Annotated in this window: 23 protein-coding genes; all 23 read left to right on the forward strand. The window is 63.0% G+C overall.

The features are described from left to right. Positions 1 to 7: 7 nt before the first annotated feature. The 23 genes from DPRO_RS02435 to DPRO_RS02545 all read left to right on the forward strand — a co-directional run bounded on the left by DPRO_RS02435 (position 8) and on the right by DPRO_RS02545 (position 16,490). Entirely contained in the window at positions 8 to 370 is a 363-nt protein-coding gene (locus tag DPRO_RS02435; RefSeq protein WP_027182227.1) for a hypothetical protein, read from the forward strand. Between the two features lie 18 nt (positions 371 to 388). After that, entirely contained in the window at positions 389 to 1,252 is an 864-nt protein-coding gene (locus DPRO_RS02440) for an HK97-fold major capsid protein (RefSeq protein WP_027182228.1), read from the forward strand. Between the two features lie 18 nt (positions 1,253 to 1,270). After that, a complete protein-coding gene (locus DPRO_RS02445) occupies positions 1,271 to 1,630 on the forward strand; it encodes a hypothetical protein (protein ID WP_097010644.1) in 360 nt (119 codons plus the stop codon). Further along, the gene (locus DPRO_RS02450) at positions 1,617 to 2,081 is read left to right on the forward strand and encodes a hypothetical protein (RefSeq protein ID WP_029917954.1); all 465 of its coding nucleotides are present in this window, start codon (positions 1,617 to 1,619) and stop codon (positions 2,079 to 2,081) included. Before DPRO_RS02445 ends, DPRO_RS02450 begins: the two co-directional genes overlap by 14 nt. Further along, positions 2,068 to 2,427, forward strand: a complete 360-nt coding sequence (locus DPRO_RS02455) for a hypothetical protein (protein WP_097010645.1) — start codon at positions 2,068 to 2,070, stop codon at positions 2,425 to 2,427. Before DPRO_RS02450 ends, DPRO_RS02455 begins: the two co-directional genes overlap by 14 nt. Further along, on the forward strand, positions 2,417 to 2,902 hold the full coding sequence (locus tag DPRO_RS02460; protein WP_097010646.1) for a phage virion morphogenesis protein: 486 nt from the start codon (positions 2,417 to 2,419) through the stop codon (positions 2,900 to 2,902). Before DPRO_RS02455 ends, DPRO_RS02460 begins: the two co-directional genes overlap by 11 nt. A 59-nt stretch (positions 2,903 to 2,961) precedes the next feature. Continuing rightward, positions 2,962 to 3,510 (forward strand): hypothetical protein, encoded by a 549-nt coding sequence (locus DPRO_RS02465; RefSeq protein WP_097010647.1) that lies wholly within the window; start codon positions 2,962 to 2,964, stop codon positions 3,508 to 3,510. Positions 3,511 to 3,522: 12 nt separating this feature from the next. Next, a complete protein-coding gene (locus DPRO_RS02470; RefSeq protein WP_020886729.1) occupies positions 3,523 to 3,780 on the forward strand; it encodes a hypothetical protein in 258 nt (85 codons plus the stop codon). A gap of 2 nt (positions 3,781 to 3,782) precedes the next feature. After that, the gene (locus DPRO_RS02475; protein WP_097010648.1) at positions 3,783 to 5,312 is read left to right on the forward strand and encodes a phage tail sheath C-terminal domain-containing protein; all 1,530 of its coding nucleotides are present in this window, start codon (positions 3,783 to 3,785) and stop codon (positions 5,310 to 5,312) included. A 30-nt stretch (positions 5,313 to 5,342) separates the two neighbouring features. Beyond that, positions 5,343 to 5,789 (forward strand): phage tail protein, encoded by a 447-nt coding sequence (locus DPRO_RS02480; protein ID WP_232005682.1) that lies wholly within the window; start codon positions 5,343 to 5,345, stop codon positions 5,787 to 5,789. 15 nt (positions 5,790 to 5,804) lie between these two features. Further along, positions 5,805 to 6,482, forward strand: coding sequence for a T4 family baseplate hub assembly chaperone (locus tag DPRO_RS02485; protein ID WP_097010649.1), 678 nt, complete (start codon positions 5,805 to 5,807; stop codon positions 6,480 to 6,482). 143 nt (positions 6,483 to 6,625) lie between these two features. Beyond that, on the forward strand, positions 6,626 to 10,261 hold the full coding sequence (locus DPRO_RS02490) for a phage tail tape measure protein (protein WP_097010650.1): 3,636 nt from the start codon (positions 6,626 to 6,628) through the stop codon (positions 10,259 to 10,261). Between the two features lie 8 nt (positions 10,262 to 10,269). Continuing rightward, entirely contained in the window at positions 10,270 to 10,581 is a 312-nt protein-coding gene (locus DPRO_RS02495) for a DUF7768 domain-containing protein (protein ID WP_097010651.1), read from the forward strand. Between the two features lie 3 nt (positions 10,582 to 10,584). Continuing rightward, positions 10,585 to 11,055 (forward strand): CIS tube protein, encoded by a 471-nt coding sequence (locus tag DPRO_RS02500; RefSeq protein WP_011366981.1) that lies wholly within the window; start codon positions 10,585 to 10,587, stop codon positions 11,053 to 11,055. Beyond that, the gene (locus DPRO_RS02505) at positions 11,052 to 11,342 is read left to right on the forward strand and encodes a LysM peptidoglycan-binding domain-containing protein (RefSeq protein ID WP_097010652.1); all 291 of its coding nucleotides are present in this window, start codon (positions 11,052 to 11,054) and stop codon (positions 11,340 to 11,342) included. The genes DPRO_RS02500 and DPRO_RS02505 overlap by 4 nt, the downstream gene beginning before the upstream one ends. A gap of 66 nt (positions 11,343 to 11,408) precedes the next feature. Beyond that, on the forward strand, positions 11,409 to 12,692 hold the full coding sequence (locus DPRO_RS02510) for a phage late control D family protein (RefSeq protein ID WP_097010653.1): 1,284 nt from the start codon (positions 11,409 to 11,411) through the stop codon (positions 12,690 to 12,692). After that, positions 12,685 to 13,059, forward strand: a complete 375-nt coding sequence (locus tag DPRO_RS02515) for a D-Ala-D-Ala carboxypeptidase family metallohydrolase (protein ID WP_097010654.1) — start codon at positions 12,685 to 12,687, stop codon at positions 13,057 to 13,059. The genes DPRO_RS02510 and DPRO_RS02515 overlap by 8 nt, the downstream gene beginning before the upstream one ends. Next, a complete protein-coding gene (locus tag DPRO_RS02520; RefSeq protein ID WP_097010655.1) occupies positions 13,056 to 13,475 on the forward strand; it encodes a DUF1353 domain-containing protein in 420 nt (139 codons plus the stop codon). Before DPRO_RS02515 ends, DPRO_RS02520 begins: the two co-directional genes overlap by 4 nt. Further along, complete coding sequence (locus DPRO_RS02525; protein ID WP_097010656.1) at positions 13,468 to 14,517, forward strand: phage baseplate assembly protein V; 1,050 nt, start codon at positions 13,468 to 13,470, stop codon at positions 14,515 to 14,517. The genes DPRO_RS02520 and DPRO_RS02525 overlap by 8 nt, the downstream gene beginning before the upstream one ends. A gap of 12 nt (positions 14,518 to 14,529) precedes the next feature. Next, positions 14,530 to 14,904 (forward strand): hypothetical protein, encoded by a 375-nt coding sequence (locus tag DPRO_RS02530; RefSeq protein ID WP_097010657.1) that lies wholly within the window; start codon positions 14,530 to 14,532, stop codon positions 14,902 to 14,904. Next, entirely contained in the window at positions 14,901 to 15,164 is a 264-nt protein-coding gene (locus DPRO_RS02535) for a PAAR domain-containing protein (protein ID WP_011366988.1), read from the forward strand. The genes DPRO_RS02530 and DPRO_RS02535 overlap by 4 nt, the downstream gene beginning before the upstream one ends. A 10-nt stretch (positions 15,165 to 15,174) precedes the next feature. Beyond that, positions 15,175 to 15,483 carry a hypothetical protein gene (locus DPRO_RS02540; RefSeq protein WP_020886740.1) on the forward strand — a complete coding sequence of 103 codons (309 nt, stop codon included), beginning with the start codon at positions 15,175 to 15,177 and terminating at the stop codon, positions 15,481 to 15,483. Continuing rightward, positions 15,480 to 16,490: a hypothetical protein gene (locus tag DPRO_RS02545; protein WP_097010658.1), complete on the forward strand. Its 1,011-nt coding sequence runs from the start codon at positions 15,480 to 15,482 to the stop codon at positions 16,488 to 16,490. The genes DPRO_RS02540 and DPRO_RS02545 overlap by 4 nt, the downstream gene beginning before the upstream one ends. The last annotated feature ends 7 nt before the right edge of the window (positions 16,491 to 16,497 follow it).

The raw sequence follows: 16,497 nt of genomic DNA on the forward strand, positions 1-16,497 counted from the left end.
AAACACCATGTCATTCATCAATCCGTGTCACCGCAGCCTCGCCTATGGCGACGGCCACATCCAGGGCGACGGCCAGCTCGGCCAGGTGGTCCGCGTGGTCGGCGACGACCTGTTCGCCGTCAACACCGATCCCACCAAACGCTCCTTCGGCATCCTGATTAAGGATTACGCCGGTGGCGAAATGCCCGGCATCTACTGCGACGGCGGCGTTTACGAGACCGACGCCTTCGAAGGGACCGTCGTCGCCGGAGACGACCTGAAAGTTTCGGCGAGCGGTCGCCTGACCAACGGCGTCGCGGCCGGAGAGCACGTCGTCGCCCACGCCATTTCCGTACAGAGCGGCGTCCTCAAATTCCGCCTGCTCGTCTAACCCAAGGAGCCAACGCACATGAAAACCAATCAGTTGAAGATCCATTCCCAGGAATACATGGAAACCATGGCGCGGCTCATGAGCGAGGCTCTCGAGTCGCCCGAAGGCATGCGGGCGCTTGCCGCCGCCATCGCCGCGCCCATCGAACAAGAGATCAAGCGCAAGGAGATCTCCTCGCTGCTGCTCACCAAGCACACGTTGCCCAAGGGCGAACGTCCGGTCTACCAGAAGAAACCGACCGTCAAAGCCCACTGGATCAGCAAGGACGGCGACGCCCAGGAGCAGGAGGTGGGCAAGGACGAGGTCGAGTTCCCCACCAACCGCATCCACTCCAACCCGATGGTGGACGTTTCCGTCCTCAAAAACGGCAACATCGGCACGCTGATGGACATTCAGACCAGCGCCGCCGACGCCATCCGCAAGGAGATGGACCGACGCACCATCTCGGTGCTTTCCTCGGCCATCCCGGCGGCCAACACCATCGAGGTCACCGGCGACCTGCTCACCGAGGAGGCACTGAACGAGGCCATCTCGATCATCGAGGACCTGGAGCTGTCGGTGAAGTACATCGTCATGCGCGGCCGCCGTTTCAACGACATGCGTGGCTGGAACCTCGATCCCCAGACCAAGCTCGAGCTGCGCCAGAAGGGTGTCATCAAGAACTACGGCACCGGCGGCATTCTGTTGACCGCCTCCATGCCGCTGGACGAGATCATCATCGTCCCGGATGAAGAGGTCGGAAAGATGCCGGTGCGCGAAAACCTGAAGACGGAGTCCATCGATCAGAAGACCCGCTTCAAGACCGGCTGGCTGGTGTGGTCCGAGATCGGTCAAGGAATTACCCGGCCCGACATCATGGCCAAGGTCAAACTGGTTCCGTAATCCGGGAGGTGACGTGAGATGAATCGAATCAAGAACATCCGTTCCGGCGTTCTGGTGATCCCCGACGCCGGGCTGAAACTCAAACCCGGTCAGGTGGTCGAGGTGGAACGCCTCACCAAGCAGATCCAGGCGGCTCTCAAGAACGGCCGCCTGGCCATGGCCGACAAACCGAAGCAGGAACCGCTCGCCCCTCCAGAGCCCGACCAGGACGCGGAACCGGTGGACCTGAGCAAACTCTCCGCCACCGACGCCATCTCCAAGGTCAACGAGGAAGCCAATCCGGAAACCCTCAAAGGCTACATGGACACCGAGAAACGCCGCACGGTGATCGACGCGCTCAAGAGCCGTCTGGAGGGTCTACAAGGTGCTGCTGAGTAACCTCATCGCCGACCTGCGGCTCGACCTGTCCGATCCGGGCGCATCTCTCTTCGAGGATCAGACTCTGGAGAGGTGCGTCCGGAAGGCCGTTTTCCGTGTCGGCCGTGACCTCGACCAATCGCTGACGATCACGGCCGGAGAGATTACCCCCGATCCCACCGGCGAGGTCCGCGAGCTCCTGGTGATCATGGCGCAGATCCACGCCTGCCAGGTCATGCGTTCGGCCACCGCTAACGCCTTCTCCTTTTCCAGCGGCGACAAGCGGGTGGACAAAACCGGCCAGCCCGGCCACTGGGCCAAGCTCGAAGCCGATCTGCTCGCCGACTACCGCCAGCGGCTCACCGAGCTGCGTCCGGCCACCCAGCTCGATCAGGAAGCCTACATCCTGACTCCGAGCGGCCTTACGCCGGTCATCTACGAACAAGGGATCGATCTCGATGTTGTTGAATGAGCGGGAACGCGCCGAAGCCGTGGCCGACGTCGCCCGGCTGATCCTCTCCTCCGGCCAGACCGCACGCATCCTGCGCGTGGTTCCCGGCGAGCGGCTCTACGGCACCGACGATGCCGAATACGCGGAAGTCGCTGTCATCCCCCTCGAACTGAACGAAACCCCGCCGGAGGAGTTGAGCGGCAAGATCGACGCGCTCGCCTGTGTCCTTCCGAATGCTGATGTCCAGGGTGAAGACCGCCTGGCCGCAGACAGGGAAACCTATCGAATACAGAGTGTGGAAGAAGAACACTTCTTCGGCACCGTCACTCACAAGAACCTGCAACTGGTGAAGCTCAATGGGCGTTAGGCGGACCGGTGACTGGGACAAGGCCCGCGCCAAGCTGACCACCGGCATGGGGCCGCGCCTGGCCACGGCCCTGCGTCAGGCCACGATCCGCAACGTCCTTTTTCTGGTGCGCGAGATCCAGCGGGGGATTCGCTCCCAGGCCCCGGGCGGGCAGGCCTTCGTGAAACTCTCCGAGAGCACCATCGAGCGCAAAGGTTCCAGCAAGGCGCTCATCGACACCGGCTTTCTCGTCAACGCCATCACCCAGAAGATCATGGCCGACAAGGCGTTCGTCGGCCTGCTGCGCGGCACCGTCAACAAGGACGGGGAAGACATGGTGAACATCGGTGCCGTCATGGAGTACGGGGCCACCATCAAACATCCGAACGGCGCGACCATCGTCATCCCCGCTAGACCCTTTCTGCATCCGGTGATGGAGAAGTACCGCGAGCAAATCCTCCAGAACTATCGCGAGGCGATCCGCTCCGCGCTTTGAGCCTCCGACACATCGCCAGCGCTTCCGGTAAGTAACCAGGCAGAAAACGGAGGCGTCCCTTGAGCACGATACAGACCGTCACAGAAACACTGATCCGCCTGGCCAAGCAGGCCATCCATCCGGACACCGTGCTGGTGTTCCCGGATGACCTGTTCGAGGTCCAGCGCACCCCCAGCGTCATCCTCCAGGGGCCGAAGCTGACGGAAGACCGTTTCCGCCGCAGCCAGAGCCGCCTATTCGAGAAGAATGTTGCGGAGCTGACTTTCGAGGAGTGCCGGTTTCCCAGACTCTATCACCTCGATTTCGATCTGGTGGTGACCGTGGACCGGGAGGCCGAACTGCTCGGGTTTCACGAATCGGTGTCGCGGTTCCTCCAGCTTCACGCGGAGATCGCCATCGCCGACCAGGGCAGTTTGAACCTCACTGAACTGGTTCCTCTGGGCGGTCTGGCCCGGGTGAACCTCTCCAACCTCCGGCAAAGCTCCGGACGCATCCGTATCGAATCCTGCCCGGTGTACGACGGCGACCTGCGCGACGGTCGGCTGATCCGGGACCGGACCTTCCAGTTTCACGGCGACGTGACAGAGCAACGAACCATTCAACCGTAAAGGAGAACAACCGTGATCGAGATCAGAAACCTGCAGTTCCAACCCCTGACGTTCAACCTCTCCGGCCAGGGAACCCTCCACCTCGGGCCGCGAGAACGCAAGAGCATCGCCCGCAAGGACCTCTCAGCCGAGATCAAGACCGCCGGAAAACGCGGCCTGGTGCGCATCACCGACCTGACCGGCGGCGCGGAACCGGAGCCGGAAAAGCCCACGGCGACCGAGGACGCCGGAACCGATGAGGCCAAGACCACCAGCAAGCGGAGGAAATAACCATGCCGACCTATCTATCGCCCGGGATTTACACTCGGGAAACGGACTTCAGTTTCTATGTGAAGCAGATCTCGACCTCGTCGGCCGCCATGGTCGGGGTGGCCGAAAAAGGCCCGATCAACAAGCCCGTGCTGGTGACGAGCTGGGAGCAGTTCATCAACCGTTTCGGCTCCTATATCAACGAGAGCTATCTGGCCTACGCCGCCCGGGCGTTTTTCGACAACGGCGGCTCGGTCCTCTATGTCACCCGCATCGCCCATCTCACCGATCCCACCGACCGGGACACCCTGACAGCGCTCAAGTCTTCCATCGTGCTGCAGAACCGGGAGGCGACGCCCGCCGACGCCCTGCGGATCGAGGCCGTGAACGAAGGCGTCTGGGGCGACCGGCTTTCCGTCTCCATCGAGGATGGCTCCCTTGACCCGGCCAACCATTTCAACCTGGTGGTTCGGCATAAAGGCGATGTGGTCGAGGTGTTCAAGGATCTGAGCATGGACGAGACGCTGCCGAACCATGTGGAACTGGCGATCAACGACCGCTCGGATTTCATCCTGATCCAGGATCTGGCCGCAGCAACGGGAACGCCCGGCGACCGTCCGGCATTGGGCGTGTTCACGCTCACCGGCGGCGACAACGGGCTGACCGATCTGGCTGATGCCGATTTCATCGGCGATCCCTCGCAGCATACCGGCCTCTATGGCTTTGACGAGATCGACGCCCTGAACCTGCTGATGGTCCCCGGCGTCACCACGGTGCCGGTCATCAACGCCGGAATCGCCTATGCCGAAGGGCGCAAGGATCTGCTGTTCATCGCCGACACGCCCATGCATCTAGAGCCGCTCGAAGCGGTCGACTTCCGCAAGGGACAAGGGATGTACAGCCACGCGGCCTTCAACTCCTCCTACGCGGCGCTCTACTACCCTTGGCTGGAGATCAGCGATCCGGTCAACTCGCGCAAGAAGCTGGTGCCGCCCTGCGGCGCGGTTGCGGGCTGCATCGCCCGCAGCGACCAGAAGACCAACGTCTGGAACGCGCCCGCCGGTATCGACCGTGGCCGCATCTTCAACACGCTCTCCCTGGCCTACAAGACCAGCCGTGGCGAGCGCGATGTGCTCTATCCGGAAGGGATCAACGTCATCGCCGTGTTCCCCGACACCGGCATCAACATCTGGGGCCAGAAGACACTGCAGAGCCAGCCATCGGCCGTGGATCGCATCAACGTCCGCCGCCTGATGATGTTCATGGAGGAAGCCATCTCGGAATCCTCCCGCTTCGTGGTGTTCGAGCCGAACCATCCCCAGACCTGGCGTGCCCTCGGCCGCCTGATCAACCCCTTCCTGCAGGACATCAAGGACAAGGGCGGCCTCTACGACTTCGCCTTCCAGTGCGACGAGGAGACCAACACCCCGGCGGTCATCGACCGCAACGAAATGGTGGCCCGCGTGTTCGTCAAGCCGACCAAGACGGCGGAGTTCATCGAGCTGAACTTCATCCTGACCAGCACCGGCGCGGACTTCAAAGAAATCATCTAACGGGAGAACACGGCTATGAGAAGCGGAAATATGCCCAAGAGCCTTTACCAGAACTGGCAGTTCGCCATCGAGGTAAACGGCTTCGACGTGGCCCTGTTCCACAAGGGACAGGAGCCCAAAACCGAATTCGAGGAAGTGGCCTTCGCCCCGGCCGGTTCGATGTTCGACCAGAAGGTTGCGGGACGGGTCAAGTTCGAGGACATCACCCTCGAGAAAGGCGCACTGCAGGACGGCTCCGACGAGGCGGCCCGCGAATGGATCAAGAAACAGGTGGACGTGAACGCTGTCACCGGCGGCCTTCCGGCCGACTACATGCGCGACATCGACGTTGTCCGCTACGACCGCACCGGCAACGAGACCCGCCGCTGGACCCTGCACGGGGCCTGGGTGAAGGCGCTCGAATACGATGAGCTCGAGGGCGGCAACACCGAGAACACCATCGAGAAGCTCACCATTTGCTTCCAATACTGGACCTAAACCGGAGGATCGACCATGTACAGCTTTGAACTGCCAAGCGGCACTGAACTCGAGCTCCGGGAAATGACCGGGGCCGAGGAAGAACTGCTCACCAACCAGCGCCTGATCCGCTCCGGAGAGGCGATCAACCAGGTGCTCCGCAACTGTTTCGTCCGGCTGGGCGAGAAGACCGATCCCGATCTTTCCGAGGTGATGAACCTGCTCTCGGGTGACCGGCTGTTCGCTCTGGTCCGCCTGCGCCAGATTTCCCTTGGGGACGAGGTGGAGCTGGAGCTGAGCTGCCCGAACAGCGCCTGCCGCATGACCAATTTCGTGACCGTCAATCTCGAGGATCTCAAGGTCACCCCCTACGGCGAAGAGCGGGAGTTCGTCTTCAAACTGCCCGGCTCGAAGAAAACCGTGCGCTTCGGATATCTCGACGGCCACAAGGAAAAACGCCTGGCCAGCCTGCGCGAGCCCAACATCTCCTCGGCCATGCTGATCCGCATTCTCGACATCGACGGCAAGGCCCCTTCCAAGAAGAGCCTGGCGGAAATGTCGATGCGCGACCGCAACGCGCTGCGGCAGGAGATGTCGCGGGTCGACGCGGGAATCGACACCTCGGTGGAGACCGAATGCGATGGCTGCGGCACCAAGATCCGCACCCGTCTGGAGGCCGAACCGGCTTTTTTGTTCCCCGGAGTTCGCTTGTAAGCGACGCATTTTTTCTCGCTTACGGCGGACTGCACTGGAGCTGGTCGGAAACCCGCTCGCTGCCGCTCAGGGTCCGGCGTCAGTTTGTCGAGGCCCTCGAGCGGCAGCTTGATTTTGAACGTGAGCAAACGGAACGGCGATAGATGAACGGCGATCTCGGACTGGGCATAGTGGTATCGATGAAGGATGCGTTCTCGCAGAACGCGCAGCGCATCCGTGGCTCCATGATGGACCTCGATTCCACCGTCGCGGATGCCAGCGAGCGGATGACCCGCAACCTGGACCGTATCCAGCAAGGCACCATGATGTTGGGGGCGGGACTGGCCCTGATGGCAGTGCCCGCCGCCCTGGTCGCCTCTACCGTCGCGACCCAGAAGGCCCTGGGAGAGCTGGCGTCCTTGGGCGTGCAGGATCTCCGTGCCATCGAGGACGCCGCCGAATCCTTCACCAACCAGTGGTCCGGTGCCGACAAGGCCGCCTTCATCACCGCCACCTACGACGTGAAATCGGCCCTGTCCAACCTCAGCGACGAGGCGGTGGGCGTCTTCACCTCCATGGCCGCCATGACCGCCAAGGCGACCAAGGCCACCACCCAGGAGATGGTCGGCACCTTCACCACGGCCTACGGGATCTTCAAGCCCATCATGGCCGACATGAACGACATGGAATGGGCGACCGCTTTTTCCGGAGCCATGGCGCAGACCGTGGCCTCGTTCAAGACCAACGGCACCCAGATGGCCGACGCCATCAAGAACATCGGCGCGGTGGCTGCGGCGAGCAACATTCCCCTGAACGAGCAGCTCGCCGTGCTTGGACAGCTTCAGACCACCATGCCCGGCTCCGAGGCGGGCACGCTGTACAAGGCGTTCATCATGAAGGCGGCCGAGGCCGGGGACGAGCTGGGGCTGTCTTTCACCGACACCAGCGGCCGCCTCAAGCGCGTGGTTCCTATCCTGCAAGAGATCAAGCGCCAGTTCCCCGACCTCTCCAACGCCGCAGCCCAGGTGAAGCTGAAGAAGGCCTTCGGCTCCGACGAGGCGGTCAAGTTCCTGCTGCAGATGTCGGCGGGCATGGAGAGCCTCGAAGGCAATATCCAGTCGGTAGGCCGGGCCATGAAGACAGGCACGGCGGTCACCGAACAGATGGCCGACGCCATGAACCAGGACATCGGAGCCCGGTTCCTGCTCCTGCGCCAGCAGATGGCCAACCTCAGCGAAATCCTGGGCCGCACTCTACTGCCGGTGGTCACGCCGATGATCAACGGGGTCTCCCGCTTCATTCTGTTCCTGCAGCGCATGGCCAAGTCGATGCCGGGCGTGACCCGGGTGGTCCTGGGACTGTCCATGGCCCTCGGCACCATTCTGGTCGTGGCCGGAGCCGTCACCGCCGCCGTAGGCATGGTGGGACTCATGCTGCCCGCCATCAAGGCCGGGTTCATGGCCATCAGCGCCGCGCTGGCCGGGGTGGGTTCGGCGGTCGCGACCTATTTTCTGCCCATCACCGCGATCATCGCGGGCGTGATCCTCTCGGTGTATCTGCTCAAACGCGCCTGGGAAACCAACTTCGGGGGCATCCAGGATGTCATAACCGGGGCCTGGAACAAGGTCTCGCTGGTGTTCCGGGGGATCAGAGAGCTGGTGGGTTCGCTCAGCGGCGGCGTCGGGCAGATGTCGACCGAACTGGCCCAGAAGCTCGAATCCGCCGGACTGCTGGGTTTCGTGGTCACCGTCTTCAAGGCTTATTACCGTGTTCGTGAGGCCCTGGCCGGATTGTGGGGCGCGTTCTCCCATGCCTTTGGCCGCATCCGAGCCATCCTCGAACCGACCGTCCGCGCACTGATGAGCGCTTACGCGGCATTGGCCAACGCGGTCTTTTCAGTGGTGGAGGTCTTTGGCGTGGCGGCCAGCGCCACCGACGGGTCGTCCTGGCGTAACTTCGGCACGGTTATCGGCACCGTCGCCGGTGTGCTTCTGCAGGGGCTGGCGTTCGCGCTGAAGATCGTGGCCTGGAACCTGTCGCTCATCGTCCGAGCCCTGGCGGTGGTGGTGCGCAGCGTGGTCTGGGTCGGCAAGATCATCGTCGGGGCCCTGATCGGAGCGACCAAGTTCATCTATAAGTTCCTGCTGCCCGTGCGCATGATCGGCGAGGCATTCGTGGCCGCAGGGAAGATCGTCTATGCGGTCTGGCAAGTACTGACCGGCGACATCTCCCTGCTGGACGGGCTAAAGGCCATCGGCGGCGCGGTCTACGATTTTCTTGCCACCCCGTTCCGCTGGGCGCGGGATGTGGTGGTCGGGGTCTGGAATTTCATTTCCGGCATCTTCACCTCCATCGGACGCCTGGTGGCCGACGCCGCCGGACAGATCGGCCAGGCGATTCTGAATCTGCCGATCATCAGCACCCTGCGGGAGATGTTTGCCACCGTGCGCTCCTTCTTCGCCGGGGACACCACCTTCTTCGAGGCGGGCAAGAAGCTGCTCGTCACCTTGGGCGAAGGGATCTGGTCAGCGGTGACCTATCCCTTCACCATGCTCAAAAACGCCCTCGTCAAGCTGCGCAATCTACTGCCGTTCTCCGATGCCCGCGAGGGACCACTCGCCAGCCTGACCGCTTCCGGCTCCGCGTTGCTCAAGACCCTCGCCGATGGCATGAGCCTTACCCAGTCGCTGCCCGCGAAAGTGTTCGGCTTCGCCGCTCGCGGGATTCTCTCGGCCGCTGCGGGAGCCTGGCAGCAGATCAAATCGGCGGGCGGCAACCTCATGGACGCCGCCTCGGCTCCCTTCCGGATGGCTGGAAAACTCTGGGATGGGTTGACCACCGGGGCTCAATCCGTCGCGGCCAAGGCCGGTGCCATCTTCGGCGGTCTCAAACAATCCCTGTTTGGCGACACGCCTGAGCTGGCAATCACGCCGCCCAAGGTCAATGCCTGGGATGCGCTGGCCACGGGAGCCGTCACTGTCCGCGACCGGATCGTTGCCACGCTATCGGCCGTGCCCGGCGCTGTCGGTCGAATCTTTACCAACGCCGGTGCCGAGGGGCAATCCCTCTGGCAAAGGCTTTCCAGCGGCGCGAGCGCGGGCATTCAGGCGATCAAGGATCGCAGCGCCGGAATCGCCAACAGTTTGCTCTCCTCCGCTCGCGCCATGCTGGGAATCCAGACTCCGATTCCGCAGGTGGCCGAACAGAAGCAACCACTCGGAGCCGCGCAGCCCGCCGAATCGATTGGGCAACGCATCATCGAAAGTGTGCTCAGTCTCGTGCCGCGTCTGGACGAGCGCTTGGTGCCCAAGGCCCTGAGCGCCATGCTGATGCTCCAGCCGGTCATGGCCTCGGCCGCTCCGCCTCCGCAACCGATGAACGGCACAGTGCAGACCGTCGCGGCGGCCGTCGAGCCGGTAAGTAAGAGCTATATCCAGCCTTTCGCGATGGAACCGGCACTGGAAAAGGGAGACGCCTCTCTGGCTCCGGCCGGGATCGATCTGCCCATAACGGCCGCGCCGACTCCGATTGCAAAGCCCCTGCAATCGGGACTCGCCGAGACGGTGCCCTCCGAACGGTTGATCGCTCCGGCTCGCACCGCTCCATCGACACCCATGCGCGGAGAGGAAGCTGGTCCGGGTCTGCGTGAGCTGCTGGAATCGCTGCTCTCGCGCCTCGATGGCCTGGCCGACCGCCCGGTGGAACTGAGCGTGACCACCAACATCGATGGCCGGAAGGTGGCCGAGGCCGTCTACAAGGATCTTCGGGAGCGGAAGATCAGAAACTACGAAACCCTGTGAGAGGACCGATGAAACGCATCTTTGTCTGCAGCCCGTTCGCGGGCGACATAGCCCAAAACGTCAGGGTCGCCGAGGCGCTTTGCCGCCGGGTCATGAGAAGCGGTCACGCGCCCTTCGCGCCGCATCTGCTGTATCCGACCTTCACCGACGACAGCGTTCCCGAGCAGCGGGAGACGGGCATCGTCTGCGGCCTGGCCTACATGGAATGTTGTGACGAGGTATGGGCGTTCACCGGCAACGGTATTTCCAGCGGCATGCGGCGGGAACTAGACCGGGCCGGACAACTGGGCAAGCCGATCATCGAGATCGCCGAGGTGTAAGCAATGGCCTGGGATCAACAGCCCATCAAGGGATATCTGGTGGACGCCGACACGGGGGAGCGGCTCGAATTCCAGTACAACCCCAACTCCATCAGCGACGAGAAGTCGACCGACTACGCGACAATCAAGATCCCCGGCATGAGCCACCCGCGCTATCAGTACGTCGCCGGGGAGCCGCGTCGGATCGCCTTTAAGGTCGAGCTGTTCAAGGGGCCGGTCAAACAGAAGGTCGACTGGCTCCGCTCGCTGCAATATCCGGAGCACGCCGGAACCATGCTCAAGAACGCGCCGCACCGCGTACTGCTCATCTTCGGCGATCTCTACCCCGGCGTGACCTGCATCGTCCGCCAGGTGAAGGCGCGTTTCTTCGGTCTGTTCGACCGGGACAACCTGCTGCCGCAACGGGCCGAGGTGGACATCGTCCTCGAGGAATATGTGGACCGCTCCATCAATTGGTCGGAGGTGCGTTCATGATCGGCCGTGATTCCCGTTACGCCCGCAGCATTCTCTACCGGGACAGCGACGGCACCTCACTCGGCATGCGCCAGCGCATCGACACCACCCCCAGACACGACGACCGCCTGCACACCGTGGTCGAGGGCGACCGTCTGGATCTGCTCGCGCACCGCTATCTGGGTGACGCCAGGCTCTGGTGGATCATCTGCGACTACAACGACCTCTTTTTCCCGTTGGCGCTCGATCCGGGCCTGGCGCTGCGCATTCCCTCCCGCGAACACGTCCAAATGCGCCTGCTCGACTGAAGCGTCCGACACCTCGCCATGCCTTCCGGTAAGTAAGCAGGGAACTGCGAACCGCCGGAGATACGCATGGATCTGGATACCTTCAAACCGACATTTCTGATTCAGATCGAGGGGCAAGACCTCTCGAAGGACATCACCCAGGAAATCACCTCGTTCGTCTTCACCGACAACGAGGAGGAGCTGGATGTCCTCGAACTGTCGGTGACCGACCACAACCTGCAGTTCGTCGACGATCCGCTGTTCCAGGAAGGCAACGAGATCGTGGCCCGCTTCGGCTACGTGGGGAACCTCTCTCCGCGCAAGAAGGCGGTCATCAAGGACATCGATTACGACTTCCCGGAAAACGGCGATCCGACCATCCGCATCAAGGCCTACGACAAGGGCTTCAAACTGGCGGGCAAGGAGAACCAGAAAGTCTGGCAGAAACCCGCTCCCGGCATCCTCTATTCGGAAATCGCCGAACAAGTCGCCGCCGCCAACGGCCTCACCCCGGTGGTCACGGTCACCAAGGGGACCCATCTCCGCGTCACCCAGAGCAACATCTCGGACGCCCAGTTCCTCAAGGAGCTGGCGGAAAAGGCCCGCGACCGCGATGGCGACGGCGTGAGCGGCTATGTCTTCTACATCCAGGACGACGAACTCCATTTCCATCCCCGCGAGCTCGACCAGACGCCGCTTCTGACCCTCGAATATTTCACCGACACCAAGGGCCTGCTGCGCTCGTTCCGCCCCAGCACCCAATCCCAGGGAGCCAAGGGCGCGGGTGTCGAGACCAAGACGGTCGGCGTTGACCCGCGCAAGAAGGACGTGGTCGAGCACAAGGCCAACAACGCCACCACGCCCGAGCGGACGGCCCTGGGCAAGCAGACCTATCTGGTCGACGGCAACACCGGCGAAGGCAGCTTCAAGGAACAGGAGACGGGGCAGATCGTGCCCAGCTTCGACCGTTCCGAAGGTTTTCACGAAGAGCCGCGCCAGGAGCCCGCCCAGGACAGCGCCGAGGGCAAATTCCGCGAGGCCGAGCTGCGCCAGGTCGAGGCGGATGCCGCCACCATCGGCATTCCCCAGCTACGCGCCAAGAAGAACGTCGAGATCAAGGGCGTGGGACGGAAGTTTTCCGGCATCTACTACTGCCACTCGGTGCGCCACAGCATCAGCGGCGCTGGCTACCTCTGCGAACTCAAACTCAAGAAGAACGCCCTCGGCAAGGGCGCGGGCGACAAGTCCGCCGAGTCCCAGGGCAAACCCAACGACAAGGAGGCCCCGCCCACGCCGCAAAACGAGCCGCCAGCCATGGTGACCATCGACGCGGACTCCGGCGCGGTCACACAAGGAGGCGGCAATGGGTGATCTCAGCAAGAATTTCAACCGTTCGGAATTCGCCTGCAAAGGCACGAACTGCTGCGGCCATTCGGCTGCGGTCCATCCCGACCTGGTCGACGCCCTGCAGACGCTGCGCGACCGCATCGGCAAACCGCTGTCCATCACCAGCGGCTTCCGCTGCAATAGGCACAACAAGGCGGTGGGCGGCGCGGAGCAGAGTTTCCACACGCTGGGCATGGCGGCCGACGTGAGCTGTCCCGCAGGCGTTTCGCCCGAGGAACTGGCGGTCATCGCCGAGGAGATCCCGCTCTTCCGCGAGGGTGGCATCGGCGTCTATACCTCCTGGGTCCATCTCGATGTGCGCCAGTCGGGCAAGGCGAGGTGGCGGTCATGAGCGCCGAAACCAAGTCCCTGTTTTCCGGCACCGCGCTAGGACTGTCCGGACCGCTTCGGGTAGAGATCCTGCCCAATGGAATGACCGCGAGGCTGACCCAGCCGTTCCGTGTCCGCACCGGCGCTGGCCGCATCATCGAAGTGCCCGCCGGGTTCGAGACCGACTTCGCCTCGGTGCCGCGCCTATTCTGGCGCGTGGTGCCGCCCTGGGGACGATATTCCCCGGCGGCCGTCGTTCACGACTACCTCTACCACACCGGTAAGGTCTCGCGGCTTGCGGCCGACCGCGTCTTTCTCGAACTGATGGCGGCCCTGGGCGTGCCTCTGTGGAAACGCCAGCTCATGCATTGGGCGGTTCGCCTGGGCGGCTGGCTGGCCTGGAACGCCAGTCGAAAGCGGGAGGCGGAGCATGCTTGAAACCCGCGACCGTCAATCCGAAGAGCGCTACCGCAACCGCTGGTACGGCAAGTATCGGGCCTTCGTGCGTGACAACAACGACCCCGAACGCCTTGGCCGGGTCCGCCTGGAAATCCCCGCCGTGCTCGGCAGCGGGCGTGAGAACTGGTCCGAATGGGCCGCGCCCTGTTTTCCCTACGGCGGCAACGATGACACCGGCATGTTCCTGATCCCCGAGGAAGGTGCCTCGGTCTGGGCCGAGTTCGAGGGCGGCGTTGTCCAGTATCCGATCTGGACCGGCGTCTGGCTGGCCAAGAGCAATCCCGGCGAACAGCCCGAGGAATCGAAGCGCACCTGCGCGAATGCCTTCTGTCATGACTGTGAGGACAAGGTCGAGCATCAGGCCAACCGGCACGACGATCTCGAACACAAGAAGTACCACGGCCATCCGCCGTATTACTGCCCGCGACTGAAGGTCCTGCTCAAGACCGAAACCGGCCACACCATCCTGGCCGATGACCGCGACGGCGACGAGCTGCTGCGGATCATCGACCGTGCCGGACAGATTCTCACCATGGAAGGGAAGGTGAAGCCGGAGATGCAGAGCGGCAACGCCCTGCGGCGCGGCACGAAGGACGCCGAGAAAGGCGACCAGCTCGACATCGCCTCGCAGATCGTCGGCTCCCGCGCCCGCATCCAGCTCACCGACCTCTGCCGCCAGCAGGTGATCCTCGAAGCCTGGCAGGACAAGGAGAAGGTCCACATCCTCTCGTGCGACAAGGGCCGCTCCCGCTGGCAGAAGATCCTCATCGACACCACCAAGGGCCGGGAGAAGGTTCATATCTGGGGACTCAACGGCACCCAGGAAATTCTCGTCGATTCCACCGCCGCCGCCGAACAGATCCGGCTCACCGACAAGGCCGGTCAGGTGGTGCGCATGAACGCAGCGCCCGGCCAGGAGAGCATCAGCGCCACCGACAAGTCCGGCAGCCTCGTGTTCATGGATGGGGTGGCCGGAAACATCATCATTCGCTCGACGAACACCGTCTTGATCAACACCTGAAGGAAGCATTGCATGGGAGAAAGAACAACAACGCCCTCCGGACTCTCGGCCAGCGAGGAATTGCTGGCCCGGACTTTCGAGCATTGGCGGGAGGAATTCCGCAGCATCCTCGAAAACCATCGCCGGGAAATCCAGGATCGCCTCGAGAAGATCGAGCGTGAAATCGAGAAGAAATCGGACAAGGAAAACGTCGAGGTGCTGGTCCGCTCGATCTATTCCGATCTGCACCGGCACGCCGAGGAGATCGACCGGCTGCACGCCCGGGTCGGCTCCAAGATGGGAACCGATACCATGTGGAAGATCATCGGCCTGGTATTGACCATCGGCAGCACCATCGGCGGACTCGTCGGCTTTCTGATCCATCTGCTGCTGAAGGTGAACCCATGAGCTCCCAGGCGCGACTCGGCGACATCAGCAGTCACGGCGGCGTCATCATCACCGGGGCGAGCCGGACGCTGGACAACGGCATGCCAGTGGCCCGCATGGGTGATCTGCACGTCTGTCCCATCCCTGGGCATGGCGTGACGCCCATCGTGACCGGCAGCTTCGACACCATCACCGAAGGATTGCCCAACGCCCGCATCGGCGACATCACCGCCTGCGGAGCCATCATCGTCACCGGCAGTCCCGACACCATCGACAACTGAGGGGGCCGCCATGAACAATCTCGAACAGCCGCAGGAACCGCACTACTGGGATGTCTTTCCGAAGTTGATCCGGGTCTCGCGATCCCCATTCGTCCAGCGCATTCCGCTCTCGATCCGTGGTCTACCCGAAGCGCCTGTGTTCGAATCATCCAATCCCGACGTGGCCAGTGTCGATGAGGACGGCAATGTCGAGTGCGGCTTCGTTCCCGGAGCGGCCATGATCCTGGTCTGGGATTCTCCCGAGCGGCTCAGCCTGCGGCATGTTCAGGTCGAGGTCTATGGCGGCGGGGTCTCCGCACCGGTGGAGGTTCCTTCATGACGGATACCGCGTCAGCCTACAGCCACTGGGAGGTTCAACCTCGCTCCATCCGCCTCTCCGCTGGCGAGTTCGAGCAACGGGTACCGCTCTCCCTGCGCGGCGACGTGGACGCCCCGGTCTTTGTATCCTGCAACCCGGAGGTCGCGGAGATCGGGCCGGACGGTGTCGTTCGCTGCGGCTGGACCATCGGCAATGCCGTGCTCATGATTTGGAGATCCTCGGTCCGGGACAGCCTCCGTCATGTACTGGTGGAGGTTCGCGATCCGTCCTGGTTTGCCGACCACCCGGACTTTGCCAGCGGAGCATCGGTCTTCCTCAGCGGCACGGTAGTCAACGCCCTCAACACCACCGGCGTCGGCAACGCGTTGATCGAATTCCGCCGCTCGGAAACCGGCCCGGCGTCGTTCCAGGCCTTTGCCAACGCCTATGGCGGGTTTGAGCTGTCCGTACCCGAGGGATTCTATTACGTGGAGGTCACCGCGCCGGGATACATTGCCTGGCATGGCTGGGTGAACGCCGACCCCAACACCTCCGGCGACATTCAGATCGTACTCTCGCCAGAGCTCGACGGTCAGGTCGCCCGTATCGTGTTGCAGTGGGGCCTCAACCCCCGGGATCTCGATTCCCATCTCACCGGACCGACGCCATCGGGCGGTCGTTTCCATGTTTTCTATTCCCACACCATAGAAAACGAGGCGGCGGAATTGGACGTGGACGACACCAGTTCCTACGGGCCGGAGACCATCACCATCCATCGGCTCATCCCCGGCGTCTACCGCTATGCGGTCCACGACTACACCAACCGCAACGCCAATCCGAGCACCGGCCTGGCGCAGTCAGGAGCATCGGTGAAGGTGTTCCTGAGCGATGGCCGTGAGCAGACCTTCACCGTTCCCAACGCCCCGGGCACGGTGTGGACCGTATTCGAAATCGACGGCGCGACCGGAACAGTGACGCCGGTCAACGCCATGAGCTATCAATCCCAACCCGCCAATGTCGGCATGTAACGGAGGT

It is taken from the genome of Pseudodesulfovibrio profundus (assembly GCF_900217235.1).
Classification (GTDB): Bacteria; Desulfobacterota; Desulfovibrionia; order Desulfovibrionales; family Desulfovibrionaceae; genus Pseudodesulfovibrio; species Pseudodesulfovibrio profundus.

What these genes read in the sequence shown, in the direction of transcription:
- DPRO_RS02460 (WP_097010646.1), top strand. Translation starts at nt 2,417, where the DNA reads ATGGGCGTTAGGCGGACCGGTGACTGGGACAAGGCCCGCGCCAAGCTG.
- DPRO_RS02535 (WP_011366988.1), top strand. Translation starts at nt 14,901, where the DNA reads ATGAGCTCCCAGGCGCGACTCGGCGACATCAGCAGTCACGGCGGCGTC.
- DPRO_RS02435 (WP_027182227.1), top strand. Translation starts at nt 8, where the DNA reads ATGTCATTCATCAATCCGTGTCACCGCAGCCTCGCCTATGGCGACGGC.
- DPRO_RS02545 (WP_097010658.1), top strand. Translation starts at nt 15,480, where the DNA reads ATGACGGATACCGCGTCAGCCTACAGCCACTGGGAGGTTCAACCTCGC.
- DPRO_RS02480 (WP_232005682.1), top strand. Translation starts at nt 5,343, where the DNA reads ATGCCCAAGAGCCTTTACCAGAACTGGCAGTTCGCCATCGAGGTAAAC.
- DPRO_RS02485 (WP_097010649.1), top strand. Translation starts at nt 5,805, where the DNA reads ATGTACAGCTTTGAACTGCCAAGCGGCACTGAACTCGAGCTCCGGGAA.
- DPRO_RS02530 (WP_097010657.1), top strand. Translation starts at nt 14,530, where the DNA reads ATGGGAGAAAGAACAACAACGCCCTCCGGACTCTCGGCCAGCGAGGAA.
- DPRO_RS02495 (WP_097010651.1), top strand. Translation starts at nt 10,270, where the DNA reads ATGAAACGCATCTTTGTCTGCAGCCCGTTCGCGGGCGACATAGCCCAA.
- DPRO_RS02445 (WP_097010644.1), top strand. Translation starts at nt 1,271, where the DNA reads ATGAATCGAATCAAGAACATCCGTTCCGGCGTTCTGGTGATCCCCGAC.
- DPRO_RS02455 (WP_097010645.1), top strand. Translation starts at nt 2,068, where the DNA reads ATGTTGTTGAATGAGCGGGAACGCGCCGAAGCCGTGGCCGACGTCGCC.
- DPRO_RS02475 (WP_097010648.1), top strand. Translation starts at nt 3,783, where the DNA reads ATGCCGACCTATCTATCGCCCGGGATTTACACTCGGGAAACGGACTTC.
- DPRO_RS02500 (WP_011366981.1), top strand. Translation starts at nt 10,585, where the DNA reads ATGGCCTGGGATCAACAGCCCATCAAGGGATATCTGGTGGACGCCGAC.
- DPRO_RS02505 (WP_097010652.1), top strand. Translation starts at nt 11,052, where the DNA reads ATGATCGGCCGTGATTCCCGTTACGCCCGCAGCATTCTCTACCGGGAC.
- DPRO_RS02440 (WP_027182228.1), top strand. Translation starts at nt 389, where the DNA reads ATGAAAACCAATCAGTTGAAGATCCATTCCCAGGAATACATGGAAACC.
- DPRO_RS02515 (WP_097010654.1), top strand. Translation starts at nt 12,685, where the DNA reads ATGGGTGATCTCAGCAAGAATTTCAACCGTTCGGAATTCGCCTGCAAA.
- DPRO_RS02510 (WP_097010653.1), top strand. Translation starts at nt 11,409, where the DNA reads ATGGATCTGGATACCTTCAAACCGACATTTCTGATTCAGATCGAGGGG.
- DPRO_RS02520 (WP_097010655.1), top strand. Translation starts at nt 13,056, where the DNA reads ATGAGCGCCGAAACCAAGTCCCTGTTTTCCGGCACCGCGCTAGGACTG.
- DPRO_RS02540 (WP_020886740.1), top strand. Translation starts at nt 15,175, where the DNA reads ATGAACAATCTCGAACAGCCGCAGGAACCGCACTACTGGGATGTCTTT.
- DPRO_RS02490 (WP_097010650.1), top strand. Translation starts at nt 6,626, where the DNA reads ATGAACGGCGATCTCGGACTGGGCATAGTGGTATCGATGAAGGATGCG.
- DPRO_RS02525 (WP_097010656.1), top strand. Translation starts at nt 13,468, where the DNA reads ATGCTTGAAACCCGCGACCGTCAATCCGAAGAGCGCTACCGCAACCGC.